The sequence below is a fragment of the Micromonospora humidisoli genome, from assembly GCF_016900955.1.
In the GTDB taxonomy this organism is placed as follows: Bacteria; Actinomycetota; Actinomycetes; order Mycobacteriales; family Micromonosporaceae; genus Micromonospora; species Micromonospora wenchangensis.
This window is the reverse complement of sequence record NZ_JAFEUO010000007.1, coordinates 140,514-160,009: the sequence shown is the minus strand read 5'-3', so window position 1 is coordinate 160,009 and position 19,496 is coordinate 140,514. Positions and strand designations below refer to the sequence as shown.

General features: G+C 70.9%; 21 protein-coding genes. 11 read left to right on the top strand and 10 right to left on the bottom strand.

Annotated elements, in window-relative coordinates; all coding sequences use genetic code 11:
- Window positions 1-138: 138 nt before the first annotated feature.
- On the top strand, window positions 139-903 hold the full coding sequence (locus JQN84_RS24405) for a DUF429 domain-containing protein (RefSeq protein WP_204960891.1): 765 nt from the start codon (window positions 139-141) through the stop codon (window positions 901-903).
- Window positions 904-929: 26 nt separating this feature from the next.
- On the opposite strand, the gene JQN84_RS24400 is transcribed toward JQN84_RS24405, so the two are convergent.
- Together JQN84_RS24400 and JQN84_RS24395 are read right to left on the bottom strand one after the other, a co-directional pair.
- Window positions 930-1,268: a hypothetical protein gene (locus JQN84_RS24400; RefSeq protein ID WP_204960890.1), complete on the bottom strand. Its 339-nt coding sequence runs from the start codon at window positions 1,266-1,268 to the stop codon at window positions 930-932.
- Window positions 1,269-1,354: 86 nt separating this feature from the next.
- Window positions 1,355-2,104 (bottom strand): siderophore-interacting protein, encoded by a 750-nt coding sequence (locus tag JQN84_RS24395; protein WP_204960889.1) that lies wholly within the window; start codon window positions 2,102-2,104, stop codon window positions 1,355-1,357.
- A gap of 83 nt (window positions 2,105-2,187) precedes the next feature.
- On the opposite strand from JQN84_RS24395, the gene JQN84_RS24390 reads away from it, so the two are divergent.
- Window positions 2,188-2,769 carry a TetR/AcrR family transcriptional regulator gene (locus JQN84_RS24390; protein ID WP_421488685.1) on the top strand — a complete coding sequence of 194 codons (582 nt, stop codon included), beginning with the start codon at window positions 2,188-2,190 and terminating at the stop codon, window positions 2,767-2,769.
- A 141-nt stretch (window positions 2,770-2,910) separates the two neighbouring features.
- Here the strand turns inward: JQN84_RS24390 and JQN84_RS24385 are convergent, their stop codons facing one another.
- Window positions 2,911-3,531: a TetR/AcrR family transcriptional regulator gene (locus tag JQN84_RS24385; RefSeq protein WP_204960888.1), complete on the bottom strand. Its 621-nt coding sequence runs from the start codon at window positions 3,529-3,531 to the stop codon at window positions 2,911-2,913.
- A gap of 117 nt (window positions 3,532-3,648) precedes the next feature.
- Here JQN84_RS24385 and JQN84_RS24380 point away from each other — a divergent pair, with 117 nt between their 5' ends.
- Complete coding sequence (locus JQN84_RS24380) at window positions 3,649-4,434, top strand: SDR family NAD(P)-dependent oxidoreductase (protein ID WP_204960887.1); 786 nt, start codon at window positions 3,649-3,651, stop codon at window positions 4,432-4,434.
- A gap of 251 nt (window positions 4,435-4,685) precedes the next feature.
- Here the strand turns inward: JQN84_RS24380 and JQN84_RS24375 are convergent, their stop codons facing one another.
- Entirely contained in the window at window positions 4,686-4,988 is a 303-nt protein-coding gene (locus JQN84_RS24375; protein WP_204960886.1) for a hypothetical protein, read from the bottom strand.
- Window positions 4,989-5,720: 732 nt separating this feature from the next.
- Here JQN84_RS24375 and JQN84_RS24370 point away from each other — a divergent pair.
- The 3 genes from JQN84_RS24370 (at window position 5,721) to JQN84_RS24360 (ending at window position 7,777) form a co-directional block, all read left to right on the top strand.
- The gene (locus tag JQN84_RS24370) at window positions 5,721-6,161 is read left to right on the top strand and encodes a MarR family winged helix-turn-helix transcriptional regulator (protein ID WP_204960885.1); all 441 of its coding nucleotides are present in this window, start codon (window positions 5,721-5,723) and stop codon (window positions 6,159-6,161) included.
- A gap of 84 nt (window positions 6,162-6,245) precedes the next feature.
- Window positions 6,246-7,124, top strand: a complete 879-nt coding sequence (locus JQN84_RS24365; RefSeq protein WP_204960884.1) for an NmrA/HSCARG family protein — start codon at window positions 6,246-6,248, stop codon at window positions 7,122-7,124.
- 125 nt (window positions 7,125-7,249) lie between these two features.
- Window positions 7,250-7,777, top strand: coding sequence for a DUF6244 family protein (locus JQN84_RS24360; protein ID WP_204960883.1), 528 nt, complete (start codon window positions 7,250-7,252; stop codon window positions 7,775-7,777).
- A 28-nt stretch (window positions 7,778-7,805) separates the two neighbouring features.
- Here JQN84_RS24360 and JQN84_RS32390 read toward each other — a convergent pair whose 3' ends face one another.
- Together JQN84_RS32390 and JQN84_RS32385 are read right to left on the bottom strand one after the other, a co-directional pair.
- Complete coding sequence (locus tag JQN84_RS32390; protein WP_204960882.1) at window positions 7,806-11,459, bottom strand: WD40 repeat domain-containing protein; 3,654 nt, start codon at window positions 11,457-11,459, stop codon at window positions 7,806-7,808.
- A gap of 52 nt (window positions 11,460-11,511) precedes the next feature.
- Window positions 11,512-11,859, bottom strand: a complete 348-nt coding sequence (locus JQN84_RS32385; protein WP_204960881.1) for a hypothetical protein — start codon at window positions 11,857-11,859, stop codon at window positions 11,512-11,514.
- Between the two features lie 16 nt (window positions 11,860-11,875).
- Here JQN84_RS32385 and JQN84_RS24345 point away from each other — a divergent pair, with 16 nt between their 5' ends.
- The 5 genes from JQN84_RS24345 (at window position 11,876) to JQN84_RS24325 (ending at window position 15,598) form a co-directional block, all read left to right on the top strand.
- Window positions 11,876-13,297 (top strand): DUF4153 domain-containing protein, encoded by a 1,422-nt coding sequence (locus JQN84_RS24345; protein ID WP_204960880.1) that lies wholly within the window; start codon window positions 11,876-11,878, stop codon window positions 13,295-13,297.
- 95 nt (window positions 13,298-13,392) lie between these two features.
- Window positions 13,393-13,578, top strand: coding sequence for a hypothetical protein (locus tag JQN84_RS24340; protein ID WP_204960879.1), 186 nt, complete (start codon window positions 13,393-13,395; stop codon window positions 13,576-13,578).
- 183 nt (window positions 13,579-13,761) lie between these two features.
- On the top strand, window positions 13,762-14,556 hold the full coding sequence (locus tag JQN84_RS24335) for a hypothetical protein (protein ID WP_204960878.1): 795 nt from the start codon (window positions 13,762-13,764) through the stop codon (window positions 14,554-14,556).
- A 223-nt stretch (window positions 14,557-14,779) separates the two neighbouring features.
- The gene (locus tag JQN84_RS24330; protein WP_204960877.1) at window positions 14,780-15,337 is read left to right on the top strand and encodes a dihydrofolate reductase family protein; all 558 of its coding nucleotides are present in this window, start codon (window positions 14,780-14,782) and stop codon (window positions 15,335-15,337) included.
- Between the two features lie 54 nt (window positions 15,338-15,391).
- Window positions 15,392-15,598, top strand: coding sequence for an alpha/beta hydrolase (locus tag JQN84_RS24325; RefSeq protein WP_204961137.1), 207 nt, complete (start codon window positions 15,392-15,394; stop codon window positions 15,596-15,598).
- 87 nt (window positions 15,599-15,685) lie between these two features.
- On the opposite strand, the gene JQN84_RS24320 is transcribed toward JQN84_RS24325, so the two are convergent.
- The 4 genes from JQN84_RS24320 to JQN84_RS24305 form a co-directional block, all read right to left on the bottom strand.
- Window positions 15,686-15,826 (bottom strand): hypothetical protein, encoded by a 141-nt coding sequence (locus JQN84_RS24320; RefSeq protein WP_204960876.1) that lies wholly within the window; start codon window positions 15,824-15,826, stop codon window positions 15,686-15,688.
- Window positions 15,827-16,185: 359 nt separating this feature from the next.
- A complete protein-coding gene (locus JQN84_RS24315) occupies window positions 16,186-16,623 on the bottom strand; it encodes a hypothetical protein (RefSeq protein WP_204960875.1) in 438 nt (145 codons plus the stop codon).
- A gap of 36 nt (window positions 16,624-16,659) precedes the next feature.
- Window positions 16,660-17,841, bottom strand: a complete 1,182-nt coding sequence (locus tag JQN84_RS24310; protein ID WP_204960874.1) for a Cmx/CmrA family chloramphenicol efflux MFS transporter — start codon at window positions 17,839-17,841, stop codon at window positions 16,660-16,662.
- A gap of 546 nt (window positions 17,842-18,387) precedes the next feature.
- Window positions 18,388-19,272: a ribosome-inactivating family protein gene (locus tag JQN84_RS24305; RefSeq protein ID WP_204960873.1), complete on the bottom strand. Its 885-nt coding sequence runs from the start codon at window positions 19,270-19,272 to the stop codon at window positions 18,388-18,390.
- Window positions 19,273-19,496: the final 224 nt, after the last annotated feature.

The window sequence follows — 19,496 nt, the reverse complement described above, 5'->3', positions numbered from 1 at the left end:
CCATCCTCCACACCGACACATATCCTGAGCGAACCGCGTGGGTGTCCAAACGCTTATCCCCGCCACCATCGGTGAGTCGACCGGCGCGGGCCGACGTGATGAGCGATCGAGAACCGACCTACCCGGTAGGTTGGGCGGATGCTGACGGCGGGAATCGACCTTTCGGCGGAGGACGCCAACACCGCCGTGGCCTGGATTCGCTGGACCGGAACCACAGCCGTGGTGGAGGAACTGGTTGTCGGAGCCGACGACGATGAGCTTCTGCGGGCGGCGTCGACGGTCGACAAGCTGGGAATCGACTGTCCGTTGGGGTGGCCGGAGCCGTTCGTGGAGTTCATCGTCGCCCACCACCGCGGCGATCTGACGCCCCCTACCGAACCGGTCGGGCGCGACTGGCGCCGGAGCCTGGCCTGGCGTCACACCGACCTGGTGACCCGGGCGGTGACCGGCAGCCGCCCCCCGCTCAGCGTGGCCGCGGATCGGATCGCCCACACGGCGATGCGCTGCGCCGGTCTGCTGGCGCGGCTGGCCGCAGCTGGACAACCCGTGGACCGCAGCGGCTGCGGGACGGTCGTCGAGGTCTATCCGGCAGCGTCACTGAATCAGTGGGACCTGCCGAACCAGCGATACAAGGGGCGGCGCAACACCGGTGCGCTGAATGAGCTGATGGACCGGTTGACGGCCGCTACGCCATGGCTCCAGTTCGGCGAATTCGAATCGGTGTGCCGGCACAGTGACCACGCGGTGGACGCCGTCGTCGCTGCCCTCACCGCGCGTGCGGCCGCCATCGGGCATGCCACCCGCCCCGGTCCCACCGACCTGGCGACCGCATTGACCGAGGGCTGGATCGCGCTACCGACCGCACCGCTGACCGGCCTCGTCACCGCGGACGCCGAGGGGTGACGGCGGTACGGCCGGACGGCCGGCGCTCAGGAGGTGCAGAACGGCGCCGGCCGGGTCAGGCCGAGCTCCCTACAGTCCCATTCGGTGCCCTGTTCCTGGTACCGCCACCCCGCGTCGGCCGTGTAGTGGAACAGGTAGCGGACGTTGCCGCCGGCCGGGCGCTTCACCTCCACTGCCGCCCACGTCTGCGCGCACTGCACGTCGGCGGACGCGAAGGACCAGTCCTTGGGCAGCTCGACCAGGTCCCCGAGGGTTTCGACAGTCGGACAGTCGGGTTGCCCGGGGGTGGTTGCGGGAGACGCCGACCGGTCGGGCCAGTGGTCGACGGCGAAGGCGACCGTAACATCCGGGTACATGCGATCCACCGCCCGGAGGTTGCCGTCACCCGGAACTTTTTCTCGGCGGGGTGTCGGTGTAGGTGAGCCGACCGTTGAGGGTTCACGGAACGGCGCTAATCCATTCCCTTGCGTCCCGGGGTCCAGAACGGCTTGGTGATCACGTTGCGGCGCGGCCAGTTCCGCTCCTTGACCAGGTGGTGGCGGATCAGCTGGATCGTCCGGGCTTCCCCGGCCAGGTAGGCGCGGCCGGGCTCGGCGGGTAGCTCCAGTCCTCGGACGGCCTCGACCAGCGTCTGCGAGGAAGCCGCGGACCGACCCCGGCGGTAGCTCCACTCCAGGTCCCTGCCCCTCTTCGGGTCCGGGTGCCCGCTGTGGGGGTCGATCAGGTTCAGCCGCTCGTCCGGGGAGTCGATCTCGAACCGGCCAAAGACCCGGGCGTCGGCCGGCAGTGCGCGCAGCATCGGACCGTAGGCGGCCTGCGCGGTCTCCTCCCCGGCGAAGAGGTGGTACGACGCCGGGGCGGTGACGAAGGTGCCCTGGGGTTTCATCAGCATCAGCTCGTCGCCGGGCCGGGTGGTGCGTGCCCACTCGGCACCGGGGCCGTCCCCGTGGTCGAAGACGACCAGCTCCATGGTCTGGTCCTGGTAGCTCCACACCGTGTAGGTGCGCAGGGTGCCGACCAGCCAGTCGACGGCCGCCGGCCCCGGGGCGAGTTGCAGGCGTACGTGCTGGCCGGGCAGCCAGTCGAGACCCGCCAGATCGGGCCCGGTCAGGGTGACCAGCCGTAGGCGGGGGCCCAGCGGCTCGACCGCGTGAACCCGGGCGGCGACCAGCAGGCGGTCGAGCAGGCGACTCTTCACCATCGGTCCTCACCATCGGAATCGAGACTGTTCCTTGCCGATCGGCAAGGCGAAACCTGCCGATCGGCAAGTTATACCCTGTGGCGGTGACCGCCGCCAGCCCCACTGCCGAGCCGATGCGGGAGCGCATCGTGGACGTCGCCGTCGAGCTGTTCGCCCGCCAGGGCTACCAGGGCACGTCGCTGCGGCACATCGCGGAGCGGCTCGGCGTCAGCAAAGCGGCGGTGTACCACCACTTCCACGCCAAGGACGACATCGCCCGCACGGTCATCGGCCGGGCCCTCGACGTGCTCACCGAGGCGTCCGACCGGCTGGTGGTGGCCGGCAGCGACCCGGGCGCCTGGCAGCGGGCCCTGCCGCAGATCATCGACATCGCCCTGCGGCACCGGCAGATGCTCGTGGTCCTCGAACGCAACGAGGACGTCTTCCACGCGCTGTTCGCCAACGACCCCGAGGTCGGTGCCCGGCTGGCGGCACAGAACACGAAGCTGTCGGCACTCTTCGCCGACCCGGCGCTCGACCCGAAGGTGAGGGTCCGGCTCGGCAGCACCCTGGGCGCGATCTTCGGCCCCCTGGTGATGCTGTCGGACCACTATCAGGACATGCCAGCCGACCAGTTGCGCGAGCAACTGATGGAGGTCATCAAGGTGCTGCTGGACGGCCTGTGACCTGGCCAAGGCCCCTTCAGGTTTCCCTACGGGCACTCCCGTGACCGTGCGCCCGAGATGGCGGATGCCCCTGTGGTTGATGCCCCACACCCTCCAGGACGTCCTAGGACATTGGTTTCACGATGACGCCTCCGGTCGCGGTCAGGTCTGATACCTGGCGCACATGGTGCTGACCGCTTCCCGTACCGCTTGTTCGATCGCGGTCCGCTGCGGTGCCCAGTCGGTGAGCAGGAGCGTTGGCCAGAAGACGAAGTTGGAGATCATCCCGAGGAACTGGGTGGCCGCGAGATCAGGGGCGTCGACCTTCGCCGAGCCGGCCCTGTCGGCGGCGGTGAGGTAGCGGCTGACCGACTCGAAGTAGGGCATCTTGCCTCGGCTGAACTGCGCCTCGCCGAGCTCGGGAAAACGCGGTAGCTCCGCGATGACGATGCGGAACAGCGCGGTCATCCCCGGGCGGGTGAGCAGTTCGACGTACCGGTGACCGATCGTGGTCAGACCGGCCTCCAGATCCTCGGCCGACGGCTCCGGTGCGTGGGCCTCCTCGACCTGCCAGGACTCGGTCACGATCGCGTCGAAGAGCGCCGCCTTCGTGGGGAACTGCTTGAAGAGCGTGGCCTTGGAGACCCCGGCCGCCTCCGCGATCTTGGCAAGGGAGATTCCGTCGTAGCCGGCGGTCAGAAACAGGCCGGTGGCGGCCTTGAGGATGGCTGCGCGCTTCTCTTCGGCGACGCGTCTGTGGTACGCCGACGGCTCGGTGCTCATGGAGCACAGTATGCCCGATGGCGAGGTGAGTCACTTGACTCACCACTTCGCCGGGCATAGTCTCGGGTGGTGAGGTGAGTCGGTCAGCTCACCAAGGCCACTTTCGAAGGACACGTCATGTCACGTTTCACCAATCAGACCGTACTGGTCACCGGCGGCACCGGAGGACTCGGCGAGAGCCACGTCCGGAGCTACCACGCCGAGGGCGCGAACGTCGTCATCGGCAGTACGGCGGGAAGCCTGAGCAAGGCCACCAAACTCGCTGCGGAACTGGGCGGACGAGCCCTCGCGGTCCGCCTGGACGTCGCCCGTGAAGACGACTGGACAACCGCCGTCGCGGCAGCCGAGCACACCTTCGGCACGCTGACGATCCTGGTGAACAACGCGGGTGTCCAGAACCCCGCCACCACGATCGAGTCCACCGACCGCGCCCTCTGGGACCGCACCTTCGCGATCAACGTGACCGGGCAGTACCTCGGCGTCAAAGCCGTCACCCCCGCAATGCGACGGGCCGGCGGCGGCGTGATCGTCAACATCGGCTCGACGATGGCGTACGGCGGCACCGCCCGCTACGCCTCCTACGTCGCGAGCAAATGGGCGATCAGGGGCCTGACCCTGAGCGCCGCACTCGAACTGGGTCGGGACAACATCCGGGTGAACGCCATCCACCCCGGAGTCGTCTCGACCACCCTCATCCACGAACCAGCCGCACCCGGCGAACGGCCGATCTCCGACTTCTACGACCCGGGACCCTTCGCGATCCCGCGCCTCGGCGAACCCGCCGACGTCAGCGCAGCACTGCTCTACCTCACCTCACCGGACGCGTCGTTCGCGACCGGGACCGAACTCGTACTCGACGGCGGCCTGCTGCTGGGTCCCGCCCTCCCGGTCGGCGTCGCCTGACAAGCGATGCACTCCCTGACCCGCGACCGGGTCGCCGAGCACGGCCCGGCCGGCATATGCGTCTATGCGGTCGCGCCCGACCCGGTCTGAACCAGCGCCCCCGTCGGGTTCCTCGACGGGGGCGCCCCCTCATCCCGCTGCGCCGCGTCGCCCAGCCGGAGGACGTCACCGAGGCGATCGCCTTGGCTTCACCGCGGTCGAGCCCGCGAAGGCCGGGGTCGACCACCTCACCGATGAACCGGCACACGATATCAACCGATGCCGTCGACCGCCCGGAGCGCGTTGATCGACGGATCCCAGGTGAAGTTCAGCACGGGCAGGCCGGCGGCGGCGTTGTCGCCGCCGAGGACCACCGCCCGCGGCTTGGCGGTGCCCTGCGGGACGACGAGATACCAGCTGGCCCGCACGTTCGCGATGAACACCTCATCAACCTCCTGGTCCGGTGGATTCGGGTCGGCGGCGTCCCCGACATGGTTCTCGAAGTCGACGGTCGCGCCGAAGATGCCACTTGTTCCGATCCGGGAAAATAGGACATGTGCAGCACGACCCAACATTGCAGCAATTGACGTGCATCAAATGACTTAGTTAAGATGCTTCCATTGTCGGAGACACGGACACCTGATTCGGCCGCGCCCTGGAGGTAGAGTTGACACAACCTGCGAAACGACTTCTCGCACTCCTGGTCGCGACACCTGCCATTCTGGCAACCAGCCTGACCCCTGCGTCCCCGGCAGCAGCCGCCCCCATAATCACCGGGCACAGCTGCCCATCCGGACAGGGGGAATACTACTGCCTCGTATCCCCCAGTGGCACTGTCGGACCCGTTACCTACACCTGGTACAGAGACGGCCACATGCTACCCATCGACCCCTACTCGAATCAATACTTTGATTATTGCCACATCGGACAGTCTGTGACGAGCCGCGTGGTGGTGACTGATTCCACCGGCTCCACCAGCTCTGTGGTCGGCTTCGTCTGCCAGGCGAATTGGGATTGACAGCGTTGTTCACGAGATACGATCCGGTGTTGCGGTTTACGGGTTCGTGGCAAGGCCGGGCCCCGGCAATGTCGTGAAGGCGTCCGGCTTGATGCGATTGGTGTAGGCGCGTCGTGGCGGTGGGGTTCGCGTGCGCCCGCCCGCGAACCGCTCCGACCAGGTGAACCGTGAGGTGGTGGTGCAGGCGTGCCGGCCGGTCTCGTGGAGGTGTGCATCCCCGGTGAGTGGCGTGGTCTGCCGGCCCGCGACGGGTAGGCTGGCCGTTCGTCATCGGACGAGGGAGGCCGGCGTGGGCTATGGCGACAAGCTCTTCTGGCTCTCGGTGGTGATCCAACGCAAGTACGCGCAGATCTGCGCCGAGTTCGACCTGACCCCCGCACAGGCCACCCTGCTCTGCGCAGTCCGGAACGAGCCGCGGCAGATGGCGGACCTCGCCGCGTCGTTGGGGATGACCAAGAACGCGTTGAGCCAGTTGGTCGATCGCACCGCGCGGCGCGAGTTGGTCGGCCGGGCGAGTTCGGCGCAGGACCGACGGGTCGTCATGCTCAGCGCGACGCCCACGGGGAAGGTCCTCGCCGAGGCCTTCTACGCCCAGGTGGTCGAGCGTCTGCCCGAGATCGCGAGGAACCTCGACACCGACGACCAGCGCGACTTCGAGCGCTTGGCCACCGCCGTCGTGGACACCTCGGACCTCTCCTCGACCGCGGCGAACCCGCCAGCCACGCCGTGAGGTCCCGGCACCCGACACCTTGACTTTGTTCATGCCATGAACTAGTTTCGTTCATGGCGTGAACTAGTGAGGGGTGGCAGAGCGATGACCGGCACGATTGCAGTCTTCGGCGCGACGGGGCAACAGGGCGGGGCGGTGGTCGACGCGCTGCTGGACCACAGGGCGCAGGTGCGGGCTCTGGTCCGCAACCCGCAGTCCGACCGGGCTCAGGCGCTGGCCGCCCGCGGCGTCGAACTGTCGGCCACCCGGGCCGACGATCCGGCGTCGCTGGCCGCCGCGCTGGCGACGGTCGAGGGGTTCTACTTCATGACCCCGGAGGCGAACAGCCTCGAAGAGGTCGAGGCGGAGGTCCGCATCGGTAAGGCGCTCGTCGACGCGGCGGTCGAGGCGGGCGTCCCGCACGTCGTGTTCAACTCGGTCTACGGAGCGGACCGGGAGTCGGGCGTGCCGCACCACGACTCGAAGCACCGGATCGAGGAGCACCTGAGAACCTCCGGCCTGCGGGCCTCGATGGTTCGCCCGACCGCCTTCATGGAGAACTTCGCGAGCGTGATGGCACCGAGCCTGGAGCACGGGGAGATCGTGCTGAGGATGCCACTGCCCGAGGACGTCGCCCTGAAGATGATCTCGATCAGGGACATCGGCCGGGTCGCCGCCGCGCTCCTGCTCGACACCGCGCAGGCGCCCGGCGGAGCCGTCGAACTCGTCGGCGACGAGCTGACGGGCCCCCGGATCGCCGCGGCGTTCGGCGCGCACGCCGGGCTCCCGGCGCGGTACGAGGCCCTCCCGTTGAGCGTGCTTCCCAACGAGCTCGACCAGGCGATGTTCCGTCAGTTCGCGGAGGCGACGGAACACCCTTCGGACCTCGCGGTGGTGCGCTCGATCGAGCCGGCCGCCCTGGACCTGGTCGGGTGGATCCGAGCCACCGGCTGGACCGCGCCGGCCAACGTGGCGGGTTCCTGAGCCCCCGGCACCCGCCACGGCCGGTCGGCCGGGTCAGGCATCTGCCGCTGTCTCTGGTGACCCTGGAGTGTCTTCGGTAGCGTCAGGTGCACGGTTCGCCGTCATCGATTGGGGACGTCACCCACGTGTCACACATTGAGAAGATCACCGGTGAGCTCAAGACCCTGATGGCGGGCGTCGAGCGGGCGCAGGGGCTGACCGCCGCCGCCGACCGGCAGGCGCAGGAGGTGGCGATGCGTGCCGCCAGCGCCGGCTTCCTCGCTGTCGCGGCGGGCGTGGCCCGGGTGCGGAGCGCCCTTTCCGATGCGCAGGGCGGCCTGGGGCGGCTCGGGGGGTCGATCGGTGAGGCGACGAAGGCCGTCGCCGCCGTACCCCAGCAGGCCACCCCGCAGGAGACGATCGCCGCACTGACGCCGGTGCAGAGCGCCGTCGGCGGCGCCCGCGACGCGGCCGGCGGTGCCATCACCCGGATCGGTGAGACCCAGCAGCTCGTCACCACGATCCTCCAGGGCGGCCAACCCGGACCACTGCTCCAGGCCCTGGACGGCATCAAGCAGGTGCTGATGCAGGTCGTCACCCGCACGACCGGCGCACGGCAGGCCGTCGAAGCGGCGATCGCCGAAGCACAGCGGGTGGGATCAGCGGGAAACTGACCGGGCTGAAGCTCAGACGCCGAACCAGTCAGCCACCGGAAGGCCGGAGGTCGGGGTAGGTGGATGCGGGCGCGGTCGGGTCGGCTCCCTGCCCGGAGGGTAGCTCGGGGCAGAGACGCCGGTAGGGCTCCGACCCGACGTGGTAGGCCCATTCGTCGTCGGTCAGGTTCCGCCCCGCCCGGCGGCAGAGCTCGGCGGGCCAGGTGTCCGGGGTGGGGGTGAGGCGGGCGGTGTGGTCCCAGGAGGTGGTGGCCAGCGTCTTGCCGTCCGGGCTGAAGGCCACCGCCGTGACCCAGCCGACGTGACCGGTGAGAACGACGATCGTCCGGCCACGGTCGCGGTCCCACAGGCGGGTGGTGCCGTCCCGAGCACTGGTGGCGATGGTCTGTCCGTCCGGGCTGAACGCGACCGAGTTCACCTCCGCGGTGTGTCCGGTCAGGACGGACGCCACGCGACGGGCGGCGATGTCCCACAGCAGGGCGGTGCCGTCGGCGGGGGCGATGGCGAGGGTCCGGCCGTCCGGGCTGAACGCCACCGCGTTCAGGTGGCCGGTCCTGGGGGCCAGGGTGACGATGGTGCTGCCGGCGTCGGAGTCCCACAGCCGGACCGTGCCGTCGGTCGAGGCGGTCGAGGCGGTGCTGCCGTCGGGGCTGAAGTCCACGGCGTCCACCCAGCCGGTGTGGCCGGTCAGCACGGCGGACGTACGTCGGGTGGCCAGGTCCCACAACCGGGCCGTGCCGTCGGTGGACGCGCTGGCCAGGAGTTGGCCGTCGGGGCTGAAGGCGACGGAGGCGACGCCGTCGGTGTGCCCGGTGAGGGTGGCCTTGCGTCGGCGGGTGCCGGTGTCCCAGAGTCGGATCCGGCCGTCCTTGTGCCCGGTGGCAAGGGTCGTACCGTCCGGGCTGAACGCCACGGTGAAGACGAAGCCGGCCCGGGCGTCGAGGACGGCGAGCTGCCCCTGCCGGGCGGTGTCCCACAGGCGGACGGTGCCGTCCCTGCTTCCCGTGGCGACGGTTCGGCCGTCCGGGCTGAACGCCACCGCGTCGACGTAGCCGGTGTGGCCGCCGAGCGTGGCGACGGACCTGCTCGTCGTCGTGTCCCACGTGCGGGCGGTACCGTCCCGGCTGCCGGTCACGACGGTCGTACCGTCGGGACTCGTCCCCACGGCGAGCACCTCGTCGGTGTGGCCGGTGAGGATGGCCAGGGGCTGGTGCGTGATGGTGTCCCAGATCCGCGCGGTGCCGTCCCAGCTTCCGGTCACCACGGTGCGGCCGTCCGCTCCGAACGCCACGGCCCGCACGACGCGGGTGTGCCCGACGAGACTGGCCCGGGACTCGTGGGTCGTGACGTTCCAGATCCGCGCGGTGCCGTCGGCGGAGCCCGTGACGAGGGTCGTGCCGTCCGGGCTCAACGCGACCGCGAAGACCTCGCCCGTGTGCCCGGCGAGGACCGTCGTCTGACGGGTCGCCGTGTTCCACAGCCGGGCGGTGTTGTCGTCCCCGCCGGTGGCCAGGATCAGCCCGGTGCGGTCGAAGGTCACCGCGTTCACCGGGCCGTCGTGGCCGACCGGCACGGGCCGGGACTGGCCGGTGCGGGTGTCCCAGAGCCGGACGGCACCGTCGGCGTGCCCGGTCGCGATGGTCGTGCCGTCCGGATGGAAGGCCACCGTGTCGACCGCGGCGCGACCCGTCAACGTGCCGAGGGGTCGGTGGGTGGTCGCGTCCCACAGCCGCACGGTGCCGTCGACTCCCCCGGTCGCCAGCAGACGTCCGTCCCGGGTGAAGGCGATCGCCGTCACGGCACTGCCCTGGGTGAGCGCGGCGGTCGGGCCGGCGGTCCACAGCCGGATGGTGCCGTCGTCGCCGCCGGTGGCGACGGTGCCGCCGTCGGGGCTGTACGCGACGGCGGTCACCGCGCCGGAGTGCCCGATCAGTGGCCGCGCGACGTGCATCGGGACCGAGAGTGCCGCCTGCGCGCTGGCCACGGTCTGCGCCGTCACCGAGTGGCCGAGCCCGGCCAGCGCCAACAGGTTCGCCAGGTCAGGCTGGGCCGCCAGCACCGCACGTGACCGGGCGGCCAGACTGTCGGCGACGGCGAGGTCGCGTTGGGCGTTCGCCGTGACGGTCTGCACCACGGCGAGGACGGCCAGCAGGCTGACCGTGACCAGGCCCGCGACCAGGCTGCCGATGGTGACCCGCAGCCGCCGCCGGCGGCGGGTGTGCTCGCGGGTCTGCCGGGCCAGGCTGGTGGCGAGGAAATCGCGTTCGGTTCCGTTGAGGGCTTCGGTGTCCCGGTCGGCCCAGCCCGCGAGCAGGCTGCCCCGGTACAGGAACGCGTCGTCCCCGCCGTGCGTCGCCCAGTCGGTGGCGGCACCGGTGAGGCGGCGGTGGGCGCGTAGCGACTCGCGGTCGGCGGCGAGCCAGTCCCGAAGCGTCGGCCAGCCCCGGATGAGCGCCTCGTGGGCGATCTCCACGGTCTCCTCGCCGAGCGTCACCAACCGGGCCGCCGCGAGTCGTTCCAGGACGTACGCGGTGACGGCGTCGTCGCCGAGCTCCGCGCGGGCGACCCGCCGGCGGGTGTCCTCGGTGCCGTCGCCCAGCGCGGTCAGCCGCAGCAGGATCCGTCGGACCGCCCGGCGGTGCTCCTCGTCCAGCTCCCCGAACACCCGATCGGCCGACTGCGCGAGCGCGCCGTCCAGGCCACCGGCCGCCTCGTAGCCGGCCAGGAACAGCCCGGCGCCGCGCCGCCGCCGCCAGGTCTCCCACAGGGCGTGGGAGACGAACGGCAACACCGCCGGCCGGGACGCCGCCTCGGCGATGATCCTGGCGACGAGGGTCTTCTCCACCATCAGCCCGGTCCGGGCCGCCGGTTCGGTGACGGCGACCGACAGCTCCTCGGGCGTCATCGGGCCGACCAGCAGCTGCGCGTCCTGCAGCGCCGCCACCAGCTCGGGCACGCGGGTGCAGTGTGCGTAGAAGTCGGCCCGCAACCCGATCACCACCCGGGTGCGGCCGCCCGCCTCGCCCGCCACCGCGAGCAACGCGCGGATGAAGGTCTCCCGCTCGGACTCGTCCGCGCAGAGGGAGAACACCTCCTCGAACTGGTCGACGATCAGCAGACCGTCGGTTCCCGCCACCGGGTTGTCCGCCAGCTCCCGCACCGGGTGGGCACCGGGGGTGATCACCACGGTCCGCAGCTCCTCGTCCGCGCGCCAGGCCGGCAGCAGACCGGCCCGCAGCAGGGACGACTTGCCCGAGCCCGACGGCCCGACCACCGCGACGAACCGCTGCCGGGCCAGCCGGTCGGTGAGGTCGGCGACGAGGCGGTCCCGACCGCAGAACAGGTCCGCGTCGTCGGGTCCGTAGGCGGCCAGGCCCAGGTAGGGCGGCCGGTCCCCGACCGGTTCGGAGGCACCGGTCGTCGGTGGCGTCGCAGCGTCCAGTTCCGCGACCGCACTCCGCCAGCGGGCCGTCCACTCGTCGGGGTCGCCACCGCAGGCGCGGGCGTACGCCACCGCCACCGCCAGGGTCGGCAGCCGGTCACCCGCAGCGGCCTGCGCCAGCGCGGTTGCCGAGTAGTGCGCCCGCTTGGCCAGCACGCGGTACGTCGGATTGCCCGCCGACTGCCGCAGCTCCCGTAGGGCGACGGCGAACCGTTGCGCCGGCCCCTCGCCCGGATCCACCGGACGCTCCGGACGCGGCATTTCCCACCCCCAACGACAGATGCGAATGCTATCAGCGGCCGTCGTCGAATCGCCTGGTCGGCGGTTGTTTAGTTCCCACCCCCGGAAAGCGGACAACGCCGAACCACGGAAACGGTCGAGTCGGTTGTCCACTGTTGTTTGTCCATACCGCACTGCCGAAGCCGGACAACGCGCCGCCCAGTAGACACAGATCCGCAAGCCGCGTCACCGCGTCCGAAGGGGATCTGATGTCGTTGCCCGTCACGAGCGCCACGCCACCACCGGGCGAACCACCCGGGCCGTCGTCCTCGACGTCGTCGTCGACCAAGCCTTCGTCGCCCGGGTCCGGGCCGCCCGAGGCAACGCCCGCGCCACCGTCCCGGGCGGCGATCACCGCCACCGCGGGTGCCGCGATCGTGGCGGCCGTCGCGCTGTCGTGGGACCGGCCGGGCGTCGGGTGGCTGTTGACCGCTCTCGCCGTGGCCGCCGCGACGGTGGTCTCGGCCGGCCGCGGTTCTGCGTGGTCCGGTCGTACGGCGGTCCGGGCCGGCGAGGCCGTGGCCGTGGTGGCGCTGATCGCCGTGGGTACGGTGCGCGCGGCGGGGTGGCTGTTCGTGCTGTGCGTGCTTGCCGCCGGGGTGGTCGGCTGCGTGGCCCTGACCGATCGCTGGTCGGTCGGCGGTCTGGTGGCCGCCCCGCTGCGGGTGGTCGGTTCGGTGCCGGCCGCGCTGCGGTGGCTGCTCAGGGACGCGGTCAGGATCCACGTTCAGGATCGGGGCGCGGTCCGGCGGACCACCGTCGCCGGGCTGGTGGCGGTGGCGTTGCTGGCCGTGTTCGGGTTCCTGCTGGCCGAGGCGGACGCGGCGTTCGCCGAGGTGTTGTCCGTGCTGATCCCGTCGGTCGACGGCGGCACCCTGGTGCGGTGGCTGGGGTCGGCGGTGGCCGCCGTCGTGGTGACGGCGGTCGCGGCTCACGGTCTGCTGACCGGCACGACCGGGCCCGAACCGGAGTCGCGGCCGGAGCTGGTCCGCCGGATCGAGTGGGCCGTTCCGGTCGGCGGACTGGTCGCACTGTTCGCGGGCTTCGTCGCGGTCCAGGCGACGGTCCTGTTCGGCGGCGGTGAGCACGTGGCGAAGACCGCCGGACTGACGTACGCCGAGTACGCCCGGGCCGGCTTCTGGCAGCTACTGGTGGTCACCGGGCTCACCGTGATCGTGGTGGGCGTGGCGGCCCGGATCGCGCCCCGGGCCACGGTGTCCGACCGGGTGCTGCTGCGCACGCTGCTGGGACTGCTGTCGGCCCTGACCCTGGTCATCGTCGCCTCGGCCCTCTCCCGGATGGCGGCCTACGAGCAGGCGTACGGGTTCACCAGGCAACGGTTGCTGGTGACCGTCGGCGAACTGTGGCTGGGAGCACTCTTCCTGCTCATCCTGGTGGCCGGGATCCCGCTGCGGGGACGATGGGTGCCCCGGGCCGCCCTCGCCACGGCCGTCGGCGCGCTGATCGGCCTGGCCGTGCTCAATCCCGACGCGTTCATCGCCCGACAGAACGTGAACCGGGCCGCGAAGCACGGGATCGATGTGCACTACCTCAGCACCCTGTCCGCAGACGCCGTTGCGGCGCTGCAGAAGCTGCCGGAGCCGTACCGCTCCTGCGCGTTGGCCGCGATCGCCGACGAACTGAACGGCGGCTCGGCACCCTCGTCGGGGTCCGACCGGCGCGACGCGTGGCAGGAGTGGAACCTGGGCCGCGCCACCGCCCGGGACCACCTCGACGAGGAGGCTCTGCGTCCGTGTTCGGCGGCGTACGGGCGGTACGACTTGCCTGACGCTGACTGAGCTTCCGGCCTGACGACGGTCGGCGGGCAGGCCGCGGGCCCCGGCCTGTGGTTCCCGGGTGATGGCGGACTGGACCGGGGCCGGCGCATCTCGCCGTGAGCTCGGCGGACGCGCCGGGCGGGCCGCCTGCCGCGCTGCTGCGGGTCATCAGCGCGATCCCGGGGCTGTCGCGGGCGCTGCGGGTGGTGATGCGCCGCGCCTACCGCTCCGGGCTGCGTAAGGAGGGCTACGCCGACATCACGGACGGGCGACGGCCCGACGGACCGCCACCCGCGTCCTGACCGGCAGGGTCGGCCGCGCGACCGGGCGACCGGGCGACGCACGGATCACGGGCACGGACGGCAGGGGCGCAACCGGCTGGCGTACCGGCGTTGTGCGGGCCCCGCTGCGGGGCTGGCATCATCACCGGTCAGCGGTCCCGGGTGGCCGGTCCCGCTGAACAACAGCTACCGGAAGGAGACGGCGTGTCCCACTGGGACGACCTGCTCGGTCAGGCGTTCGGCCTGCTGCTCGGCCGGCCGTTGGCGGAGTTCGACGCGGCGGGCACGTACGCGGTGTTCCACTACGACGACGAGACCGCTGGCGAGGCGCTCGAAGAGTTCGATCCCGCAGATCTCGTGGCCGACGTCGACGGCAGGTCGGGCGACCTCGGCGGTGACGAGCTCTATCCGGACCGGTGGGTGCCCGACCTGGCCGGGTCGGCGTTCGTCGCCACCGACGTACGGCCCGCCGCGCTCCAGCCGCTGATCACCGCCGGGCCCGACGACGACCGGGCCGTGGTGTGGGGCAGGGACATCGGCCGGGCGCTGCGGGACGGCTCGCTGGGTCTCGACGAGCTCAGCCCCGACGGCTACCGGCAGTACCCCCATCTGCTCCTGCGGCCGCGGACGGACGGCTCGTTGCTGGACGCGATGCGCGCGGCGACCTGGACGATGAGCGCTCCGGACGGCCTGTGCGACATCGGCGACAGCCTCGTGCGAGACGGGTACGTCGAGGCCGGGGTGAGCGTGGTCGACCCCCGCTGGGAGTCGACCCTGGACCAGATCGGCGACGAGGCGCTGCGGCGGCACCTGCGTGGGCTGTGCCTCGACGCCCGCTGGGCACGGATGGCCGGCGCGTACTATCTCGGCCCCGGTGAGTGCCCGTCCGACCTGCGGCCGATCGCCGACCTGCCGGGCAGCAGGGTGATCGCCGGTTGGGAGTTCGGTGAGGGCCAGGGCGCCACGGCCGTCGTGCTCCTTGGGCCTCCCGTCGGGTAGGGGTGCCCGGTACGACGTGGACGGAACTCCCTCCCTCGGACAGCGGGCCTCGACGTCGGCCGAGCGTGGAGGCCGGGCGGAGCACGGCCAGCGCCGCGGTCGAGGAACCCGATGAGGACGGCCTGCCCGCACCCGACGCCCGTGGTTTCCCACCCCGTCGCGTCGGGACAGACCGGCGGCGTCACCCGGGGCGGCGGCGTCGGTGGCGCTAGACTCGCCGGCCATGGGACTGCTCACCTTCAGCCTGAACATCACCCTGGACGGCTGTGTCGACCACCAGGAGGGGGTCGTCGACGACGAGACGCACGCCTTCTTCACCCGGCTCATGGACGACAGCGGGGCGATGCTGTGGGGTCGGGTCACCTACGAGATGATGGAGAGTGCCTGGCCGGTCATCGCCCGGGGTGACCAGGAGGCACCGCCGGCCATGCGGGAATGGGCAGCCAAGCTGGAGGCCAAACCCAAGTACGTGGTGTCGACGACGCGCACGGAATTCCCGTGGACCAACAGCCACCACATCGCCGGCGACCTGCGCGAGGGCGTGCAGAAGCTCAAGGACGCGACCCCGGCCGGGGTCCTGCTCGGCAGCGGCACCCTCGCGACCGAACTGGACCGGCTGGACCTGATCGACGAGTACCGGATGCTCGTCCATCCCCGGATCGCCGGCCACGGCCCGACCCTCTACCAGGGCGGACTGCCCGCCACGCGCCGGCTCGAACTGCTCTCGGCGGCGCCGCTCCGTTGTGGTGCGGTGGCCGTGCACTACCGCCGCGCACGCTGATCACCGGAGTCCACGGCTGGCCCCCACGGCCCCCGCGCTGACCTCACCGGCCCGATCGGCGGATGGGCCGCAGCCGAGACGGCGGCGCTGGGTAGCCCGCGGGTGGTCTGGGGCGCGTCCGACGGCATCCCGCCGGCCGCCTACGGCCGCGCCTACGCTGACGCCATCCCGGGCGCCCGGTTCACGCTGCTGCCGGATGCCGGTCATCTGCCGCAACTGGAGACCCCGGAACGACTTCTCACCGCCGTGCTGGTCCGGTAGCCGCACTGCGGGGTCGTGAACGGTGCCGCCGCGGCGCGGCACCGACACCATGACGCCGGAGCGGACCACCCGCGCCGGCCGGGCGGATCAGCTGTGGCAACCACGGGGTGCGTGGTTGCACAGGGCGACCACGTCACCGGAAGGTGCCGACGCCAGCGCCGCCTGGACACCGGCGACGACGAACGCCAGCGCGGCAGCCGCGATGACCGTACGAACCAGTGTGGACATATTCGCCCCTTCGACAGACCGGAGATTCAATGTGATCGATAATATCGTTGTCGGTGGAGGACCGACCAACGTCGGATTCCCTGGCGGACGTAGATCGAGCATGCCGGGCTAATGCCGCCAATTCGGGACGGCGTTTTCGTTCACCCAGAATTCCCGCGGGACCCGGCCAGCATGCGCGACGGTGTGTGGACGGGGCGGTGGACACGATGGTCACCCGCCCCGGCCGGCCGGGATTCCGATTGAGGCGCATTGTTGGCGTACCGGTTCAATGCGGCCACAATGCCGACAGCACAGTGCCGTCGCCGCCCGCGCCGTTCGGGCGCGGCACGCTGCCGGGTGCCGTCCGTGGTCACCCTGTTTCAGAGCTTGACCAGGGCCAGCGTCCACTGGCCGTGAGCGTCTTCCCAGAGGGTGACGATCTCGCCGACCGGGACCGAGTTGTACTCGTGCCGCTCGTCCTCCTCGTAGTAGTCGCCGTCCTCCTCGGCTGCCGCGACGATGCGCAGGGCGTCCTCGCGGGTGCCGTCAGTGGCTGCGCGGATGCGGGAGACCCGCCACGTGACACCGCTGAGGTCGCGGCCGACGAGTTCACTACCGGGCACGAGGTTCTCGTCGTCGTCATCGATCGCGAAGAGGGTGCCGGGACCGTCGACCGGTAGCGTGTCGGTGTCGCCGATCATCAGGCCGTCGTCGACGATCTGCCGTTCGCCGCTGAGCACCGCCGGGTCGAGCCAGGCCGGCCGCCGGTCGAGTCCGACCTCGCTGATGAAGTTTCCCCAGGCGTAGAGCGCATACATGCGCGCATGCTACCGAGCGGCAGGATCCTCGCTTCCTCAGGACAATCGCCCCGGTGAGCCTCGATCCTCCCGGTAGGCAGTTCGACAGGTGAACCAGACGCCGACGGCGAGAATCACCAGCACGCAGCTGGCGATGACCGGGCCGCGTACGCCGAGCGCTTCGATGGTGAGACCGCCGGCGAGGGGTCCGGTGACCGCACCGACGTTCAACGCGACGGTCGCGAAGGAACCACCCATCGTGGGCGCGTCGCGTGTGGTGGCGACGATCCGGGCGATGAGCGTGCTGCCCAACGCGAACGACAACGCACCCTGGGTCAGGGCGAGAAGCCACAATGCCGCAGGGCTGGCGACGGTGAACGCCAGCAGCGCCCAGCCCGCCATGAGCAGCGGCCCGGTGACGGTGATCAGCGGTCGCCAGTGCCGGTCGCCGAACCGCCCGGCCACGGTGACACCGAGGAACGCCCCGATCCCGAAGACAGCGAGCAGCAGCGGTACGGTGCGGTCGGTGAACCCGGCCGGCCCGGTGGCGATCGCCGCCAGGTAGGTGAAGGTGCCGAACGTCGCGGCGTTGACCAGCACGGCCAGCACGATGTTCAGCTGCGCCGGACGCCGACGCAGACTCGCCAACTCGCGGCCGATGGCGCTCCCGGCCCCCGTTCCGGCGCTCTGCCGGGGGTGGGTCGGCGTGGCCGCCAGAACCGCGACGAGCGCGGGCAGGCAGAGCAGCGCGATCGCCCACAACGTGGCACGCCAGCCCAGCACCTCGCCGACGAAGGCGCCGGCGGGCACTCCGGCGATCAGCGCGAGGGTGGTGCCGCCGAGGATGACTGCCAGCGCGCGGGTGTGCCGCTCGGCCGGCACGATGCGCGTCACGGTCGAGAGGGCGACGGCGAGGAACCCGGCGTTCGCCAGCGCTGCGCCGATCCGCGAGGCCACCAGGATGGCGAAGCTGTCGGTGATCGCGCCGATGACGTGCGCGGCGATGAACAGGGCCAGAAACCCGGTCAGGGTCCAGCGGGGTGGGAGCCGGCGGGCAGTGGCGGCCGTCGCCGGTGCGCCGACGACCATTCCCAGGGCGAAGCCGGAGGTGAGGAACCCGGCTCGGCCGAGCGAGACCTCCAGGTCGGTGGCGATGCCGGGAAGGAGGCCGGCGAGGACGAACTCCGAGGTTCCCTGGGCGAAGACCGCGACCGCGAGCAGGTAGAGGAGGACGGGCATGAGGGTGCCTTCCGAAGCGGGAACGTGATGGGTGGCAGGCGTCTGGCGCTGCCGGTGCTTCGGATGCGCAGGAACTCGAACGACGTCGCCGCCGACCGGATCGGCACGGATCGTCAGAGCAGGGACTGGGGCATCGGGGCTACCGGGAGGCCGGCAGCCCTGACCGGTCCGCTTGGGGGGAACTCACCTCGCGAGGCTACCAAACGGGCCCGTCGTCGCTGGTGGGCGCGCGCAACGACGACGCGCGCAGGTCATCTGGGCCGTCCGTACCGCCGCTCGCCGTGAACACGCAGTTCAACAGGCTCGTCACCGCGCGAGGGGTGCGTGGTCCAGCGGCGAGGCCGGCACCCCGGGATCGCTGATCTCCGGGGTGCCGGCCTCGCCGCTGACCGTCGGCGTCGCCGTAACCGCACCGGCTCCACCGCAGGCCCCGGGCAGACCGAACGCGTCACCTCGGACGCGTCCCTGCTTCCTCAGCGAGGTCCGGGGCCGTCCGATGGATCCGGTTCTCCACTCGCTGTCTGCCGGGTCGTGCGAGGCGGTGGGTCAGTACTGGGCCACCCGTACGTACTGCCGCGCCTGGGCGATCGTCGAGATGACGTGGGTGGAGTTGCCGCCGAGCCGTACGGTGTAGGTGTTGGTCGCGCCGTAGCTCCATCCCAGAATGGCACTGGAAATCGCACTCCACTGGTTCTCCAGCTCAGCATGCCGAAGGGTGATGGGAGCATTGTTGTAGCTACGCATCCCCTGACGGAAGATGCCCTCGATGTCGTTGAAGCGGGCACCCTCCGAGACGAACCCGATCAGGGTCTGCAACGACCTGGCCGCCTCCTGCTGCCGGCCACCGGGGTTGGCGGTGGGGTTCTCCATGCGGGCCAGCGACCCGATCGAGCCGGCGACGTCCTGGAAATTGGCGAGCATCGCCGTCCGGCTGCGGTTGGCAGCTCCCTCGATGCTGCCGTAGTTGCTGGTGAAGTAGAGCGTCTGCACGTTGGTGTCGACTCCGTACCAGCTACTGTTGGTCGTCCGGCTGAACCTGTCCCGCAGGGTTCCCGCCTGGTCGGAAAACGCGTAGGTGGCGCCCCGCTGGGTGGAGAAGCCCAGGACGTAGAGGTTCTGCGGGTCGATCCACAGATCGACGTCCTGCGCTGCGTACTCGAGCGTGACCCGTAGCAGGGCCCGGTTCGTCTGGGTCACCAGTCCGCCCCGACTGTCGGCCCAGTCCGACACGGCGTTCCGCACCGCCGCGAGGAAACTGGAGTACCTGATCATCTGGTTGTCGCCGGGGCCGTATTCCATGATGAGGTAGACCTGCCGCAGCTGGTCCGTCGGAATGGTGGCCGACGCCGGACCGCTGCTGACCGCAGTTCCGCCGGCGGCCATGACCAGCGCTACGGCAGAGCCGACGACCGCGCGCACGAGACGGTGCATTGTCCTCATTGTTTCGCTCTTTCCCTCTTCGACGATTCGCCGCCCGGCGGTGTGCGGGGCGCGGAATACCGCCGATCATCGGCGGCTCCCCCGAAAAGCTACCTAGGACGTGTTTATTCCTACTGATCTGCTTGTGTAACGGCATCGACGATGCTGTCCCGTCCCGCACGGGCAGCACCTGTCGGTCCCGGTGCGCCCGGTGATCGTCCGATGGCCGCTGTCGT